At 63.6% G+C, this 14,564-nt stretch carries 16 protein-coding genes; 4 read left to right on the top strand and 12 right to left on the bottom strand.

The window, feature by feature from the left end:
• Nucleotides 1-10: 10 nt before the first annotated feature.
• From NKI06_RS08845 to fabA, 4 genes are all read right to left on the bottom strand, one after another.
• A complete protein-coding gene (locus NKI06_RS08845) occupies nt 11-1,564 on the bottom strand; it encodes a putative bifunctional diguanylate cyclase/phosphodiesterase (RefSeq protein ID WP_352984905.1) in 1,554 nt (517 codons plus the stop codon).
• A 169-nt stretch (nt 1,565-1,733) separates the two neighbouring features.
• On the bottom strand, nt 1,734-2,546 hold the full coding sequence (gene fabI, locus NKI06_RS08840; RefSeq protein WP_023669564.1) for an enoyl-ACP reductase FabI: 813 nt from the start codon (nt 2,544-2,546) through the stop codon (nt 1,734-1,736).
• Between the two features lie 33 nt (nt 2,547-2,579).
• Nucleotides 2,580-3,800, bottom strand: a complete 1,221-nt coding sequence (gene fabB, locus NKI06_RS08835; protein WP_352984904.1) for a beta-ketoacyl-ACP synthase I — start codon at nt 3,798-3,800, stop codon at nt 2,580-2,582.
• 122 nt (nt 3,801-3,922) lie between these two features.
• Entirely contained in the window at nt 3,923-4,438 is a 516-nt protein-coding gene (gene fabA, locus NKI06_RS08830) for a 3-hydroxyacyl-[acyl-carrier-protein] dehydratase FabA (RefSeq protein ID WP_023669566.1), read from the bottom strand.
• A gap of 345 nt (nt 4,439-4,783) precedes the next feature.
• On the opposite strand from fabA, the gene irrA reads away from it, so the two are divergent.
• Complete coding sequence (gene irrA, locus NKI06_RS08825) at nt 4,784-5,215, top strand: iron response transcriptional regulator IrrA (protein ID WP_031193300.1); 432 nt, start codon at nt 4,784-4,786, stop codon at nt 5,213-5,215.
• Between the two features lie 10 nt (nt 5,216-5,225).
• The gene (locus NKI06_RS08820) at nt 5,226-5,585 is read left to right on the top strand and encodes a DUF4260 domain-containing protein (RefSeq protein ID WP_352984903.1); all 360 of its coding nucleotides are present in this window, start codon (nt 5,226-5,228) and stop codon (nt 5,583-5,585) included.
• Nucleotides 5,586-5,598: 13 nt separating this feature from the next.
• On the opposite strand, the gene NKI06_RS08815 is transcribed toward NKI06_RS08820, so the two are convergent.
• Nucleotides 5,599-6,156, bottom strand: a complete 558-nt coding sequence (locus NKI06_RS08815) for an SH3 domain-containing protein (protein ID WP_023669569.1) — start codon at nt 6,154-6,156, stop codon at nt 5,599-5,601.
• A 157-nt stretch (nt 6,157-6,313) separates the two neighbouring features.
• Here NKI06_RS08815 and NKI06_RS08810 point away from each other — a divergent pair, with 157 nt between their 5' ends.
• The gene (locus tag NKI06_RS08810) at nt 6,314-7,315 is read left to right on the top strand and encodes a 2-hydroxyacid dehydrogenase (RefSeq protein WP_352984901.1); all 1,002 of its coding nucleotides are present in this window, start codon (nt 6,314-6,316) and stop codon (nt 7,313-7,315) included.
• A gap of 11 nt (nt 7,316-7,326) precedes the next feature.
• On the opposite strand, the gene NKI06_RS08805 is transcribed toward NKI06_RS08810, so the two are convergent.
• The 6 genes from NKI06_RS08805 to dnaN are packed head-to-tail and all read right to left on the bottom strand — an operon-like array spanning nt 7,327 to nt 12,589.
• Nucleotides 7,327-7,740 carry an aconitase X swivel domain-containing protein gene (locus NKI06_RS08805; protein ID WP_352984899.1) on the bottom strand — a complete coding sequence of 138 codons (414 nt, stop codon included), beginning with the start codon at nt 7,738-7,740 and terminating at the stop codon, nt 7,327-7,329.
• Nucleotides 7,737-8,990 carry an aconitase X gene (locus tag NKI06_RS08800; RefSeq protein ID WP_352984898.1) on the bottom strand — a complete coding sequence of 418 codons (1,254 nt, stop codon included), beginning with the start codon at nt 8,988-8,990 and terminating at the stop codon, nt 7,737-7,739. The genes NKI06_RS08805 and NKI06_RS08800 overlap by 4 nt, the downstream gene beginning before the upstream one ends.
• Nucleotides 8,987-9,475 (bottom strand): GNAT family N-acetyltransferase, encoded by a 489-nt coding sequence (locus NKI06_RS08795; RefSeq protein WP_023699472.1) that lies wholly within the window; start codon nt 9,473-9,475, stop codon nt 8,987-8,989. Before NKI06_RS08795 ends, NKI06_RS08800 begins: the two co-directional genes overlap by 4 nt.
• 4 nt (nt 9,476-9,479) lie before the next feature.
• The gene (locus tag NKI06_RS08790) at nt 9,480-10,235 is read right to left on the bottom strand and encodes a molybdopterin-synthase adenylyltransferase MoeB (RefSeq protein ID WP_352534634.1); all 756 of its coding nucleotides are present in this window, start codon (nt 10,233-10,235) and stop codon (nt 9,480-9,482) included.
• A gap of 31 nt (nt 10,236-10,266) precedes the next feature.
• Entirely contained in the window at nt 10,267-11,412 is a 1,146-nt protein-coding gene (recF, locus tag NKI06_RS08785; RefSeq protein WP_352984896.1) for a DNA replication/repair protein RecF, read from the bottom strand.
• A gap of 58 nt (nt 11,413-11,470) precedes the next feature.
• Nucleotides 11,471-12,589, bottom strand: coding sequence for a DNA polymerase III subunit beta (dnaN, locus tag NKI06_RS08780; protein WP_023669575.1), 1,119 nt, complete (start codon nt 12,587-12,589; stop codon nt 11,471-11,473).
• On the opposite strand from dnaN, the gene NKI06_RS08775 reads away from it, so the two are divergent.
• On the top strand, nt 12,588-12,863 hold the full coding sequence (locus tag NKI06_RS08775; protein ID WP_155922476.1) for a hypothetical protein: 276 nt from the start codon (nt 12,588-12,590) through the stop codon (nt 12,861-12,863). The genes dnaN and NKI06_RS08775 overlap by 2 nt on opposite strands.
• Before the next feature lie 27 nt (nt 12,864-12,890).
• Here the strand turns inward: NKI06_RS08775 and dnaA are convergent, their stop codons facing one another.
• Nucleotides 12,891-14,435 (bottom strand): chromosomal replication initiator protein DnaA, encoded by a 1,545-nt coding sequence (gene dnaA / locus NKI06_RS08770; protein ID WP_031193297.1) that lies wholly within the window; start codon nt 14,433-14,435, stop codon nt 12,891-12,893.
• Nucleotides 14,436-14,564 lie beyond the last annotated feature (129 nt).

Below are 14,564 nucleotides of genomic sequence, written 5' to 3'. Positions count from 1 at the left end.
GCCGGTCACCTCAATGCATGCTGACGATGCGCGCCGGCTCGTGGACGGGAATGGTCGGTCTGATATCGCCAGGCTTGATCTTGAGCGGCGCCGGCCTGCCGAACAGATAGCCTTGCACCATCTCGCAGCCGGCCGCCCGCAAGAGCGTCGCCTGGTTCTCGGTCTCGACGCCTTCGGCGATGATGCCGACGCCGAGCGCCCGCGATAGGCCAACGATGGTAGAGACGACGGCGCCCGAATTCGAATCGGTGTCAATGCGGCTGACGAAGGAGCGGTCGATCTTCAGCTTGCCGAAGGCGAAGTCGATCAGGTAGCTGAGATTGGAATAGCCGGTGCCGAAATCGTCGACGGCCACCGAAATGCCCATGTCGGCAAGCTGCTGCAGGATGATGGCGGCGCGGTCGCGGTCCTGCATCATCGCCGTCTCGGTCACTTCGAGCTCCAGCCGCGACGGCTTGATGCCGGTGCTGGCCATCGTATCGCGCACGATACCGACGAAATCCTTGGTCATGAACTGGACCGGCGAGATGTTGACGGCAACGAAGCAGTCCTCGGGCAAATGACGGGCATCGCTGCAGGCCTTGTTCAGCACCCAATTGCCGACCGGGTGGATCATGCCGGTCTCTTCGGCGATCGGAATGAATTCCATCGGCGGGATCATGCCGCGTTCCGGGTGCTTCCAGCGGATCAGCGCCTCGTAGCCGACGATACGGCCGGTCGGCAGGTCGAGCTGCGGCTGGTAATGAAGGTCGAAATCGCCACGGTCGAAGGCGATGTGCAGTTCGGATTCAACCCAGTGGCGGTAGTCGGCGACCTGGCCCATGTCGGAATGGAAGACCGACCAGTTGCCCACGCCGCCGGCGCGGGCATTCTGCAGCCCCAGGTTGGAGCGGCGCAGGATGAGGACCGGATCGACGCCATCCTTTGGCATCGCCACGATGCCGACCGACAGGCCGACCGACTGCAGGTGAGAATCGAGCTGGTACGGCTTCAGCATCTCCTCGATCATGGTTTCGACGGTGCTTTCCATCGAGCTTTGGAGTTGGTGTTCCCAGACAAGGATAGCGAACTCGCCGGCGCCGATGCGCCCCATCACCGCGCCTTCGGGCATCCAGGCCTTCAAGCGCTTGGTGAAGCCGCGGATCAGTTCGTCGCCATGGCTGTAGCCGATGGCGTCGTTGATCTGCTTGAAGCGGTCGATGTCGATGTCGATGAGGAACACCGGCTCACCGGTCCTGATCGTCGCGGACGCCGCGTCGGCAATCCTGCCGACCATCGCCGGCCGCGCCAAAAGCCCGGTCAGCTTGTCGAAATGGGTTTCGTTGAAAACGTAGTCCACCGATTCATCGACGCCGGCGAAGAAGGACAAGGCAGCACCGGCGGCGGCCAGCGCGCACAGCGCCGACGCGATGCCGATCATGGTTTCCGCCTGCATGCCGGCAAAGCCGTCCCCGAAACCATGCCGGAGGCCCCAAAGCCCAAGGATGAAACTGCCAAGGCCCGAACTGGCGACGGTGAGCAGCCGGAACACAGGTGTTCGCTTCGGGTTGCTGACAGCAGGCATTGCTCAGTCCCTGTCGCATGATCCCGAAATCAACTCGACTTTCGGGAAATATAAAGGCTAAAGCATCCTTTGCGCCCAGCAAGAACGCGCAGAGCCCAAGCCCATAGGACTTCTAGCGGATATCTCCTTAAAATGAGTTTCCGCCGATGCATCTAATTTTACTGGTGAATTAATCGCGTACGCTGTCGGTCTGCTTCAACTCATCCAGGGTTGGCATCGACACGATGTGATAGCCGGAATCCACATAATGGATTTCGCCGGTGACGCCTGACGAGAGGTCGGACAAAAGATAGAGCGCCGAGCCGCCGACCTCGTCGATGGTCACCGTGCGGCGCAGCGGCGAGTTGCGCTGCTGGTAGGAGTACATGTGGCGGGCGTCCGAGATTCCGGCGCCGGCCAAAGTACGCACCGGTCCCGCCGATATGCCGTTCACCCGGATGCCGCGCGGGCCATAATCGTTGGCGAGATAGCGCACGCTGGCTTCCAGCCCGGCCTTGGCGACGCCCATGACGTTGTAGTTCGGCATGACGCGGACAGAGCCGGCATAGGTCAGCGTGATCATCGCGCCGCCTTCGCTCATCAGCGGGGCGGCATGGCGGGCGACCTCGGTGAAGGAGTAGCAGGAGATGACCATGGTGCGGACGAAATTGTCGCGGCTGGTGTCGGCGTAGAGCCCTTTGAGCTCGTTCTTGTCGGAAAAGCCGATGGCGTGGACGACGAAGTCGAGCCCGCCCCATTCCTTGCCGAGCGTCTCGAAGGTGGCGGCGACCGATGCGCTGTCCTCGACGTCACAGGGCACCACCAGAGACGCGCCAAGCTTCTCGGCAAGCGGCTTGACGCGGCGCCCGAATGCGTCGCCCTGATAGGTGAAGGCAAGCTCCGCTCCGTGTTCGGACAATTTCCTGGCGATGCCCCAGGCGATCGAATGATCGTTGGCGACGCCCATGACAAGCCCGCGCTTGCCCTTCATCAGTCCGTCCATGGCCGGCAATCCCCCTACAAAAAAACGCTGGCCTTATACGGAATAGCGCTGGAAAATCAGCGTTGCGTTGGTGCCACCGAAGCCGAACGAGTTGGACAAAACCGTGTCGATCCTGGCGTCGTCGATGCGCTTGCGCACGATCGGCATGCCCTCGAATTCGGGATCGAGGTTTTCGATATGGGCGCTCTCGCCGATGAAGCCGCCTTGCATCATCAGGATCGAGTAGATCGATTCCTGTACGCCGGCGGCACCCAGCGAATGGCCGGTCAGCGACTTGGTCGAGGTTATGAACGGCATCGTGTCGCCGAACACCTCTCGGATGGCGCCCATCTCCCGGGAATCGCCGACCGGCGTCGAGGTGCCGTGGGTGTTGATGTAGTCGACCGGCGTGGACACCGTCGCCAGAGCCTGGCGCATGCAGCGCACCGCGCCTTCGCCCGACGGCGCCACCATGTCGTAACCGTCCGACGTCGCGCCATAGCCGACGATCTCAGCGTAGATCTTGGCGCCGCGCGCCTTGGCGTGTTCGAGCTCCTCCAGGATGAGGACGCCCGCGCCGCCCGCGATGACGAAGCCATCGCGATTGGCGTCATACGCGCGGGAAGCTGTCGGCGCACGATCGTTATACTTCGACGACATCGCGCCCATGGCATCGAACAGGTCCGACATCGTCCAGTCGAGGTCTTCATGGCCGCCGGCAAACATCACATCCTGCTTGCCCCACTGGATCAGTTCGTAGGCGTTGCCGATGCAATGCGCCGAGGTCGAGCAGGCCGACGAGATCGAATAGTTGACGCCGTGGATCTTGAACCAGGTGGCGAGCGTCGCCGACGCGGTCGACGACATCGCCTTCGGCACCGCGAACGGACCGATGCGCTTGGGGCTGTTGTTCTTGAGCGTGGTCTCGGCCGCCTCGACGATGGTGCGGGTCGAGGGGCCGCCCGAGCCCATGACGATGCCGGTGCGCTCATTGGTGATGTCGCTTTCGCCAAGCCCGGCGTCGGCGATCGCCTGGTCCATCGCGACATGGTTCCAGGCCGCGCCCTGGCTCAGGAAGCGCATGGCACGCCGGTCGATCATAGGGGTCGGGTCGAGCGTCGGCGCGCCCCAGACCTGGCAGCGGAAGCCGTGTTCGGCGAAGGAATCGGAGAAGCTGATGCCTGATTTGGCATCGTGGAGCGAGGATTGCACCTCGTTGGCGTTGTTGCCGATCGACGATACGATGCCGAGGCCTGTGACGACGACCCTTCTCATTCGCAACTCCTTCCAGCGGATGATCCCGAAACCCTAGTCGGTTTTCGCCGGCGATCATACGCAAAATCAAAATGCCGCAGCGTCGTTGCGCGTCCGGGAACGCCCTGCTGCAGTGGCGCCGGTCAGGCGGCCGATTGCTTGGACAGCCCCACCTTGAGGTCTGTCGCAGCGTATATGGGTTCGCCGTCGGCCTTAAGCCAGCCATCGGCGATACCGAGCACCAGGCGTCCACGCATGACGCGCTTGAAATCGATGCCGTATTCCACCTTCTTGACCGAAGGCGTCACCATGCCCTTGAACTTGACCTCGCCGGTCGACAGCGCCATGCCCTTGCCCGGCTCGCCGAGCCAGCCGAGGTAAAAACCCGTCAATTGCCACATGGCGTCAAGGCCCAGGCACCCCGGCATGATCGGATTGCCGATGAAATGGCAGGCGAAGAACCACAGGTCCGGCTTGATGTCGAATTCGGCACGGATGAAGCCCTTGTCGTGGGCGCCGCCGGTCTCGCTGATCTCGGTGATGCGGTCGAACATCAGCATGGGCGGGTAGGGTAGCTGGGCGTTGCCGGGCCCGAACAGCTCGCCGCGGGCGCAGGCGAGCAATTCCTCATAACCGTAGCTGGATTTCGAACCCGCCATATGTCTCGTCCCCATAATCGTCCCGGGCGGTGGGGCGCCCTTGTCGTTGGTTTCCTAACACAATCCCATTCGGGCCGGAAACCGGCGTTTGCGCTTAACCCGCCCGTCTGCCCGGGTCAATGCGCGCTCTCGCATCGGCCTGGAAATCGATTCCGATTTCCAGAAAGCACGATGCTATGCCAAAAGTGATAGAGCGCATTTGGTGCGTCCAACTGGCCGCACGTCGCTCTATTGATCGTATTCGGCCAACAGAATATATGTCGGGAGGTGTCCAGTTTCGGCCGATGACGTTTTTTCGCCACTCTGGGCGTGTCTTGAGGCAGAACTGTGGGCTTGGACGGATAGATGGATCTGGGCGGCCGGAAGGAAAATGTCGCTGTGGACAAGCGGGTTCGCGAAGCCGGCCTTAGGCCGACACGCCAACGCATTGCGCTGGCCGATCTGCTGTTTGCCAAGGGCGACCGCCACCTTTCGGCCGAGGAACTGCATGAAGAGGCGGTCGCCGCCGGCGTGCCGGTCTCGCTCGCCACCGTCTACAACGCGCTTCACCAGTTCACCCAGGCCGGCCTGCTGCGCATCCTGGCGGTCGAGGGGTCCAAGACCTATTTCGACACCAACACCTCCGATCACCATCATTTTTACATCGAAGGCGAAAACAGGATCTTCGATATAGAAAGCGGTCCGGTGACCGTCTCCAACCTGCCGGAGCCACCCGCAGGCATGGAGATCGCCAATGTCGACATCGTGGTGAGGCTGCGCCCGAAGCGCAGCGTTTAAGCCCCAACCCGTGAAACCTGTCGATTTTGCAATCCGGCTCGAATGGGTTGCGGTCGCGGTCGTGGCTATAGTCGCCTATGCCGCGTCAGGCGTTTCCTGGTGGCTGTTCGCCCTGCTTATCCTGGCGCCAGACCTGTCGATGCTGGGCTATCTCGCCGGGGCACGGATCGGCGTTGTCGCTTACAATGCCTTGCACATATTGATCGTCCCGCTGTTGCTGGCGCTCGCCGGATATGTTCTGGCCAACTCGACGGCGACCGCGATTGGTCTGATCTGGATCATCCACATCGCCGTCGACCGCGCGCTCGGTTACGGTCTCAAATTGTCGACCGGTTTTCAGGACACCCATCTCGGCCGTATCGGCCGTTAGGACTCCAGCAATCTCAATTTTTGACGTGCTCGCCGGGATAGGCGCCCCACACCTGCGACTGGGCGATCCAGCCGGTGTGGCCGTCGAAGGTCATTTCGCACCACTGGCCATCGCAGGTTTTGATCGTGCCCGTAACGCCCGGCTCGATGATCGCGATGACGCTGGCGTCCTTATCGGCATCGTCGAGCAGATTGATTCGGCCACCTTTGGTGCGTTGCCAAGGGGCGACGATCGCAGTCCGGCGGCCCGACAGCAGCGACTGGTTGATCCAACCCTCCGAGCCATCGGCATCGCGCACGCGCCGCCAGGTATCGAATTCCTGGATGATTTCCATCGGCAGGCCGGCCTTTGTGTACATCCAGTCGACGGAATAGTTGGCGCCGGGGCCAACGCGCGAGTTGACGCGAGCCGATTTCAGGCTGACGAAACGCGGCAGCGGCAGGCCGCTCGGCCCGAGCGTGACCGTCTGCACAGGTGCGGCGGCACCTTGCGCCGCGGCTTGCGGGGAATGCAGGAGAGCGCCGAGAAGCGCTGCGCTGAGGATCAGGCGAAGCGACGCGAAACCAGACACTTTCATTCCTTTCGGCGCGTGCCCTTTGGTCCGGGCGCCCCTTTTTCTTTGTCTTCGGCGGCACCGCTTGTTACAGGAGTGGCAGGCACCGCGACCGGTATTCAGTTTCGCCTGTCTTGGTTAAAGAGGTCTCAACGAGATCGGGTTCGAGGAAACAATGGCAGGCAAAAAACGGCCTCTCGTCGTCATCACGCGCAAGCTGCCCGATCCGGTCGAGACCCGCATGCGCGAACTCTTCGACGCCAGGCTGAATGTCGAGGATCGCCCGATGACGCAGCCGGAGCTGGTCGCGGCGATCAAGGAAGCCGATGTGCTGGTGCCGACCATCACCGACCAGATCGATGCGGCGCTGATTGCCCAGGCCGGCGACAATCTCAAGCTGATCGCCAATTTCGGCAATGGCGTCGACAAGATCGACGTGGCGGCGGCGGCCAAGAAAGGCATCACCGTCACCAACACGCCGAACGTGCTGACCGAAGATACGGCCGACATGACCATGGCGCTGATGCTGGCCGGCCCGCGGCGGCTGGCCGAAGGCGCCAATGTGCTCACCAGCGACAATAAATGGGCCGGTTGGTCGCCGACCTGGATGCTCGGCCGGCGCATCTGGGGCAAGCGCCTCGGTATCGTCGGCATGGGCCGCATCGGCACCGCTGTTGCCAGGCGCGCCAAGGCTTTCGGCCTGTCGATCCACTACCATAACCGCCATCGCGTGCTGCCGGCGGTCGAGGAAGGGCTTGAGGCGACCTACTGGGAAAGCCTCGACCAGATGCTTGCCCGCATGGACATCATCTCGGTCAATTGCCCGTCGACGCCGGCGACCTTTCATCTGCTTTCGGCGCGGCGCCTGGCTCTGCTTCAGCCCACCGCCTATGTGGTCAACACCGCGCGTGGCGACATCATCGACGAGGAAGCGCTGGTCAAGCTGATCCAGGACGGCAAGATCGCCGGCGCCGGCCTCGACGTCTACGAGCACGAACCGGCGCTGAACTCGAAACTGCTGAAGCTTGCCGCGAAGAACAAGGTCGTGCTTTTGCCGCATATGGGTTCGGCGACGCTCGAGGGCCGCATCGACATGGGCGAAAAGGTGATCATCAACATCCGCGCCTTCTTCGACGGCCACCGCCCGCCGGACCGCGTGCTGCCGCTGCGGACATAACCCAGCGCCGCTCAGGCGGTCTCAGTGAGGGCGCCGTTTTCGGCGACACTCACGCGCTTGCCGCGGTAGGCGTCGAACATGTCACCGCCAAGCCGCAGCGCTACCGGCGTCTCCCAGCCCATTTCCCTGGCCACGATCAGCCCCAGCAGCAGGATCGCATCCGGCTCGTGCAGGACGAGTGCCGCCGGCGCATGGCAATTATGGACGAGCTCCATCAGCACGGCTGACGCCGAGGACGAGCCGATCGTGCCGGGCAGGAACAGCACGCGCCCGGAAATGGTTTCGCCATGCTGCGGGTGACGGACATCGGCGATGCGGCCGCTCTTCGGATCGACGCCGCCCCAGAAGCTGATCGGCGCAGTCAACACCAGGGCTGCGCCTTCGCCGCCACTGCCAGGCACCAGAATTTCGGCTGCGGCGCTCATGCGGCGATATCCGTAAATCGCGGCTTACCCGTGACGGCGCTTTCGACGCAGTCGGCCAGCGAACCGTAAAGCACGGCGTAGCCGGTATTGCCCGGGGCATATTGCGCGAATTTTCCCGAATTGGTCATCAGCACGCCGCCGGCCAACGCCGGCAGGATCGGCGTCACCACCACGCAGGTATCGGCGACGATGACGACACCGCTGGCCTCGAGCGTCTTGCGCTGGCCGTTCTGTTCCAGCCCGGTGAGCACGTGCCGGCCGGTGCAGGCGTAAATCGGCACGCTGAGCTGCCGCCCGCCAATCAGCCGTTCCAGTGCATCGAATTCGGCCGACGACAGATGCGGACTGCCGATCGCCACCGCATCGATGGCGGTTTGCGTGGCTGCCGTGGACAGGCCTGCGCGGGCTTTGGCGGCCATTTCCGGCGTCACGCGGATCACCGTTTCCGGCCTGCCGCCGGCCAGGATGGTCTCGGCGTCGGGCGCTTCGGGCGTTACCCCGGCGATATGGAACAGGCCGACGGCGCCCGACGATGCCGCCGCGGCGCCGAAGGCTTTCAGCGCGTCCTCGCCGGGATGGCTGGATGTGCCGGTGACGACGCCGACCGCGTTGCCGACCTCGCGGCCGTAGAGGCTGCCTAGCACCGGCCAGGCGATCTCGGAGCCAAGGAAGGACGCGGACAGTCCCGAGACGTCGAACACCAGCTGCGCCCGCCGGTTCTCGGCGCGGTGCAGGCCGTAATCCGGCGCGCGGCCCGATATGGCGCAGGCGATGTCGAGGAAGTCGCCATAGCGGTTGGTGCGCGCCCCCAGCACCGAATTGCAGAACACCACCGCGTTGGATTCACCCCAGGCGACATCGCTGCCAAGCGCTGGCCTGTGGCCGGCCTGATAGGGCGCGCAGGTCCAGCTCTGCTCGCAGCCCAGTTTGCGATAGGCCTCCATCATCCGTCGCGCCATGCCGCGCGCCGGGTCTTCGAGGCGCACGCGCGAGCAACCCATCAGGTCGAGCGCGCCGACATTGAGCGTCGAGCGCACGACGACCCTGGCTCCGCCATCGACCAGCCTTTCGGCAAACAGCGTGCCGGAATCGCCGTGATAGAGCGCGCCGTCTATATGCGTCGAAGCGATCGGGATAAGTCGCGGCGCGCCGAGCAGCGCAGCGCTTTCGGCAACGATGCGCATCGCCATCGCCGCCCCATCATGGCCGGAGGCGACTGTCTGCTCCTGTGAGCTGAGTGCAAGGCTCACGCCAACTCCTTGCGCAAGGTGATCGAGGTCGGCCGGTCATAGCCGTCATGCGCGGTGCGTTCAGTCTCGCGAAAGCCGAGACCGGCAAAGGTTGCATGATTTACGGTCAGTTCGATTCGCGTCTGCAGTTCGATGGCCGGTTTGTTCCGGCTGCGGGCGAGAAATTCGACAGCCTGCATCAGCCGCCTGCCGATGCCTTGCCCTTGAAGCTCAGGTTCGACGGCGAGCTTGCCGATGTAGAAATCATCGGCTCTCTCCAGCGCGAAAACGCAGCCGGCGATCCTGTCATCCTGCAGGGCCAGCAACACGGTCTCGCGGCCAGCCTTGTCTCTGAGGTTTCCGGCGTTCAGCAGATGTGCCGAGGAGGGCGGGTCGATGACGCCGTCCATCGGTGCAAAGGCGCGCATGATCAGGCTGAGCAGTTCGTCCCAGCGCTCGAAATCGGAGGCGAGCTGCGTAACAAGAACGCTGGTGGACTGATCCATAAGCTCAGTTTCTCTTGTAGCGGATCGTGTCGAAGCGCGCCGACAGCGCATCGTAGAGCAGCAGCCGGCCGACCAGTGGTTCGCCGATGCCGGTGATCAGCTTGATGGCTTCCATCGCCTGCAGCGTGCCGACGACGCCGGTCAGCGCACCGACGACCCCGGCCACGGCGCAGGACGGCACCAGCCCCTCTGGCGGCGCTTCGGGAAAGAGGTCGCGATATCCAGGGTTCGGCTTGCCGTCGGCGCCGGTGCCGAACGGCATCAACACCGTCACCGAGCCGTCGAAGCGGCCGACGGCGGCATGCACCAGCGGCCGCTTTTCCGCCGCGCAGGCATCAGCCACCACATAGCGCGTCTCGAAATTGTCGGAGCCGTCGACGACCACGTCGTAGCGCGTGACGAGGACGGCAGCATTGTCGGCCGTCAGCCTGAAATCGTGCAATTCCACCGCGACATGGGGATTGATCCGGGCGATCGCTGCTTTGGCGCTCTCGGTCTTCGCCGTGCCGACCGTATCGGTGGCGTGGATCACTTGCCGCTGCAGATTGGACAGCGAGACAATGTCGTCATCAACGATGCCAAGCGTGCCGACGCCCGCGGCAGCGAGATATTCCAGCACCGGCGCGCCGAGCCCGCCGGCGCCGATGACCAGTACCCGGGCCCGCTTCAGCCTCTGCTGGCCGGCGCCGCCGATCTCGGGCAGCACGATGTGGCGGGCATAGCGTTCGAGTTCTTCGTCGGTGAGGGCGGCAGGGGTCATTGCCCGACCATATAGCGGAGCAAAAACCTTGTCAGGTCTCTTCGGTTGGCCCAACCGTGCCGTGGTCGACGGTGAGGAACTGCGCGCGTCCCCTCAGGCTGGAAAACAGCGCGGCGTCGGTTCCGGTCATGAAGGCCTGGCAGTTCAGCTCCTCCAGGATCGAGAACAGCGCGGCGCGCCGGCCGGCATCGAGATGCGCGGCAATCTCGTCGAGCAACAGGATCGGCGTCATCGCCGACATCTCGCCGGTCAGCCTTGCGTGCGACAACACGATGCCGACCAGCAGCGCCTTCTGCTCTCCGGTCGAGCAGAGTTCGGCCGGCATCGCCTTGGGGCGGTGGCGCACCAGTAGATCCGAACGGTGCGGGCCGTCGAGCGTGCGTCCGGCGGCGCGGTCGCGCTCGCGGCCGTCGGCAAGGGCGTCGCGATAGCGTTGCTCGACATCCACAGCGGGTGCTGAGGCGACATGGCTTTCAAGGTCGCCGAAGAGGCTGATGTCGGCTTGCGGAAACGGCCCGCTGGACGGCAACCTGTCGATCATGGCGGCCAGCAGGCGCACCAGCTCGGCGCGCGCCGCGGCAATCGCCACGCCGGTTTCGACCATTTGCATCTCGATGGCGTCGAACCATGCGCCGTCTCGCGAACCTTCCGTAAGCAATCGGTTACGTCCGCGCATCGCCTTCTCATAGTCGAGCGCGCGCTCGCCGTGGCCGGGATCGATCGCAAGCACCAGCCTGTCGAGAAAGCGCCGCCGGTCCGCGGCAGGCCCCGGGAACAGGCCGTCCATGGCCGGCGTCAGCCAGACCACGCGCAGCCATTCCAGCATGGCGTCGGCCGACCGTGCCGGCGCGCCATTGATGCGCACCTTGCGACCGCCCTCGCCGGCCGCTTCACCCCCGGTGATGCCGGTGCCGATCTCGACCTGCCCCTCCGGCCCGTCGAGCCTTGCGTGCAGCGCAAAGCCGCCATCGCCGCCTTCGCGGGCCACGTCGACATAGGGCGCCCGGCGCAGGCCGCGGCCAGGCGTCAGCAGCGAGATGGCTTCCAGGAGATTGGTCTTGCCGGCGCCATTGTCGCCGGAAAACACCACCGCGCCGGGTGAAAAGCCGATCGACAACGCCGCATAATTGCGGAAATTCGTAAGTGTGAGCTTACTTATGTGATTTTGTTCCGGCAACCGCTATCCGCCTATAGAAGTCGCCGCAATCACTATGCTGCAGTGTGCCGCAGTGCGGCTACACCCGCATCGGCATCAGCACATAGAGCGCGGTCTCATCGGCCATGTCGTGGATCAGCGTCGGCGAGCCGGCATCGGCCAGCATGAACTTGGCTTCCGTGCCGGTGAGTTGAGCAGCGACGTCGAGCAGATATTTGGCGTTGAAGCCAATCTCGATCGGGTCGGACGAATAGTCGGCCGCCAGTTCCTCGGTGGCGCTGCCCGAATCCGGATTGTTGACGGCAAGCGTCACCTGGCCTTCGGTGATCGAAAGCTTCACCGCGCGGCCGCGCTCGGAGGAAATGGTCGAGACGCGATCGACGGCGGCGGCGAAGCTCTGGCGGTCGATGATCAGCTTCTTGTCGTTGCCGGTCGGAATGACGCGCTGGTAGTCCGGGAAAGTGCCGTCGATCAGCTTCGAGGTCAGAACCACGCTGCCGATGGTGAAGCGGATCTTGGTGTCGGACAATTCGGTGGTCACCGCGACATCGGGATCGTCGACCAGCTTCTGCAACTCGCTGACCGTCTTGCGCGGAATGATGATGCCCGGCATGCCTTCGGACCCGGCCGGAGCGTCGATCTCGGCGCGCGCCAGGCGGTGGCCGTCGGTCGCCACCGAACGCAGCTTCAGCTTGCCGCCAGTTTCATGCGTGTGCAGGTAGATGCCGTTGAGATAGTAGCGCGTCTCTTCGGTGGAGATGGCGAACTGGGTCTTTTCGATAAGGCCTCTCAGGGCGACGGAATCGAGCCGGAAGATGTGTGAGAAGGATCCCGCCGAAAGCTCCGGGAAATCGGACTGCGGCAGGCATTGCAGGCGAAAGCTCGAGCGGCCCGAGGTTACCGTCATGGCGTTGCCGTCCTCGTCGGTCTTCAGCATCACTTCGGCGCCGTCGGCCAGCTTGCGCACGATGTCGTAGAGCAGGTGCGCCGGAACCGTCGTCGCCCCGCCGCGCTCGACCTTTGCCGGCGTCGCTTCGGTCACTTCGAGGTCGAGGTCGGTGGCTTTCATTTCAAGGCTGGCGCCCTCGGCGCTGAGCAGCACGTTCGACAGGATCGGTATGGTATTGCGCCGCTCGACCACGCGATGAACGTGGTTGAGCGACTTCAGGAGATTGGACCGTTCCAGGATAACACGCATGACGAAACAGGCTCGCTTGAATGAATGGACGGGTCACCAGTGGGCGGCGCCCCGCGAAAGGTCTGAACAGGCTCAGAATCTATGCAAACTGACAGGAAAAAGCCAGCAAACGCAAGTCCGGGCCACCGGTTCGCGCCGGTTAAGCGGGCTTTCTGGGGATAAAGCGGACGTTGGCCGGCAACCGATGCATGTCGCCGAAAACTGCGCAGCGGTTTTGGGACAACGACATGCATCAAAACAAGAAAATTTAAAGCGCGACGACCGAATACTCTAACCCGGCGCGCTCCGTTTGCCGCGCCGATCAGGCTTGGTCGTTGATCAGCCTGCGCAACAGTTCCAGTTCCTGCGCCAGCGTGTTGTCGACGCCGGAAAGGTCCTCGATCTTGCGCACCGCATGCAGCACCGTGGTGTGGTCGCGCCCGCCGAACCGCCGGCCGATCTCCGGCAGCGAGCGCGGCGTCAATACCTTCGACAGGTACATGGCGACCTGCCTGGGCTTCACGATGGTGCGCGTGCGCCGGTTGGACAGCAACTCGGTCTTCGACACATTGTAGTGGCGCGCCACGATGCGCTGGATGTCCTCGATGCGCACCCGCTTCGGCTCGCCAGAGCGATAGATGTGCCCCAGGATCTCGTCGATGCGGTCGATGGTGATCGCCGGCTCGAACGACTGACGAAACAGCAGTTGGTTGAACGCGCCCTCCAGCTCACGCCCGCTGCCGGTGACGGTACGGGCGACATGGTTGAGGATCTCCTCCGAAATATTGAGCGACGCATCGTCGACCTTGGCCGTGGCAAGCCGCAGCTTGAGCATGCCGATGCGCATGGCGAAGTCCGGCGCCGACATTTCCAGCGCGACACCGCCATTGAGGCGCGAGCGCACCCGCGGTTCCAGCGATTCCAGTTCCGACGGCGGCCTGTCGGCGGCAACCACCACTTGCTTGGCGCTGTCGAGCAGCATGTTGATGAGATGGCAGAATTCGTGCTGGATCGACTTGCCCTGCAGGAACTGCATGTCGTCGATGATCAAGAGGTCGATGTCGCGCAGCTGTTCCTTCAGCGTCAGCGCATTGTTGTCGCGGATCGCGGTGGCGAAGCGCCACATGAAATATTCGGCCGTCAGATAGACGACGCGCGATTTCGGGTTCTGTTTCAGGGATTCGGCCGCAATCGCCTGCAAAAGGTGCGTCTTGCCGAGCCCGACGGTTGCATGAAGGAACAGCGGGTTGAAGCGCACCGCGCTCGACTGCGATTCCGCCACGGCTTTGGCTGCGGCGAAAGCCACCCGGTTCGACGGGCCTTCGATGAAGGAGCCGAACGTGTAGCGCGGGTCGAGCGGCGACCCCAGCACATTGTGCCGGAATTCGCTCTCGATCGGCGTGCCGGGACGAGGGGCGGGCGCCCGCTCCACCCTGCCGGGGCCGACCGTGCCGGCCGCCAATGCGGTCTGCGTATGCTTGGTCATCTTGCGCGCCGGCACGACCTCGGGTTCGACGCCATTGCGGGCAGGACGGGTCGCGGTGCGCACGACCATCTCGATCTTGAGGATTTCGGGATCCTCGTGCTTCCACAGATCGGCGATGAGATCGAGATAATGGCCATTGATCCACGAGCGCAGGAAGGCCGTGGGCACCGAGATGCGTACAATGCCCCGGGAAGCCTCAGCCACCTTCATACGGCCGAACCAACTCGAATAGACCTCGGTTCCCAGGCGCGCCTTCAACTGGGCCTTGACCCGGTCGAACTTCTGTTCCGCGTCGCTGGAAGCCGCCATATCGTGCGCTCCGACCAATGTTCCGGGAAATGGCAGGTCGCCCGTAAGCTCCCGCTCGATGCCGCTCTGCATGATTGTGCGTCCCTTTTCCTTTGTACCTTTTTTCCGCCGGGAGTGCGCCTCCTGCACCCATGTTTCCGGCGACCGTATCTTCGCTACAACACCACCGCCGCCGCCGGCGGATGACGTTGCCTCGTCAGA

The sequence above is a fragment of the Mesorhizobium sp. M0772 genome (genome assembly GCF_040320135.1).
Classification (GTDB): Bacteria; Pseudomonadota; Alphaproteobacteria; order Rhizobiales; family Rhizobiaceae; genus Mesorhizobium.
The sequence above is the reverse complement of the archived record's forward strand: the minus strand, read 5'-3'. Positions and strand labels throughout refer to the sequence as shown.

What these genes read in the sequence shown, in the direction of transcription:
- NKI06_RS08845 (WP_352984905.1), bottom strand. Translation starts at nt 1,564, where the DNA reads ATGCCTGCTGTCAGCAACCCGAAGCGAACACCTGTGTTCCGGCTGCTC.
- fabI (WP_023669564.1), bottom strand. Translation starts at nt 2,546, where the DNA reads ATGGACGGACTGATGAAGGGCAAGCGCGGGCTTGTCATGGGCGTCGCC.
- fabB (WP_352984904.1), bottom strand. Translation starts at nt 3,800, where the DNA reads ATGAGAAGGGTCGTCGTCACAGGCCTCGGCATCGTATCGTCGATCGGC.
- fabA (WP_023669566.1), bottom strand. Translation starts at nt 4,438, where the DNA reads ATGGCGGGTTCGAAATCCAGCTACGGTTATGAGGAATTGCTCGCCTGC.
- irrA (WP_031193300.1), top strand. Translation starts at nt 4,784, where the DNA reads ATGGATCTGGGCGGCCGGAAGGAAAATGTCGCTGTGGACAAGCGGGTT.
- NKI06_RS08810 (WP_352984901.1), top strand. Translation starts at nt 6,314, where the DNA reads ATGGCAGGCAAAAAACGGCCTCTCGTCGTCATCACGCGCAAGCTGCCC.
- NKI06_RS08805 (WP_352984899.1), bottom strand. Translation starts at nt 7,740, where the DNA reads ATGAGCGCCGCAGCCGAAATTCTGGTGCCTGGCAGTGGCGGCGAAGGC.
- NKI06_RS08795 (WP_023699472.1), bottom strand. Translation starts at nt 9,475, where the DNA reads ATGGATCAGTCCACCAGCGTTCTTGTTACGCAGCTCGCCTCCGATTTC.
- NKI06_RS08790 (WP_352534634.1), bottom strand. Translation starts at nt 10,235, where the DNA reads ATGACCCCTGCCGCCCTCACCGACGAAGAACTCGAACGCTATGCCCGC.
- NKI06_RS08775 (WP_155922476.1), top strand. Translation starts at nt 12,588, where the DNA reads ATGACGAAACAGGCTCGCTTGAATGAATGGACGGGTCACCAGTGGGCG.
- dnaN (WP_023669575.1), bottom strand. Translation starts at nt 12,589, where the DNA reads ATGCGTGTTATCCTGGAACGGTCCAATCTCCTGAAGTCGCTCAACCAC.
- dnaA (WP_031193297.1), bottom strand. Translation starts at nt 14,435, where the DNA reads ATGCAGAGCGGCATCGAGCGGGAGCTTACGGGCGACCTGCCATTTCCC.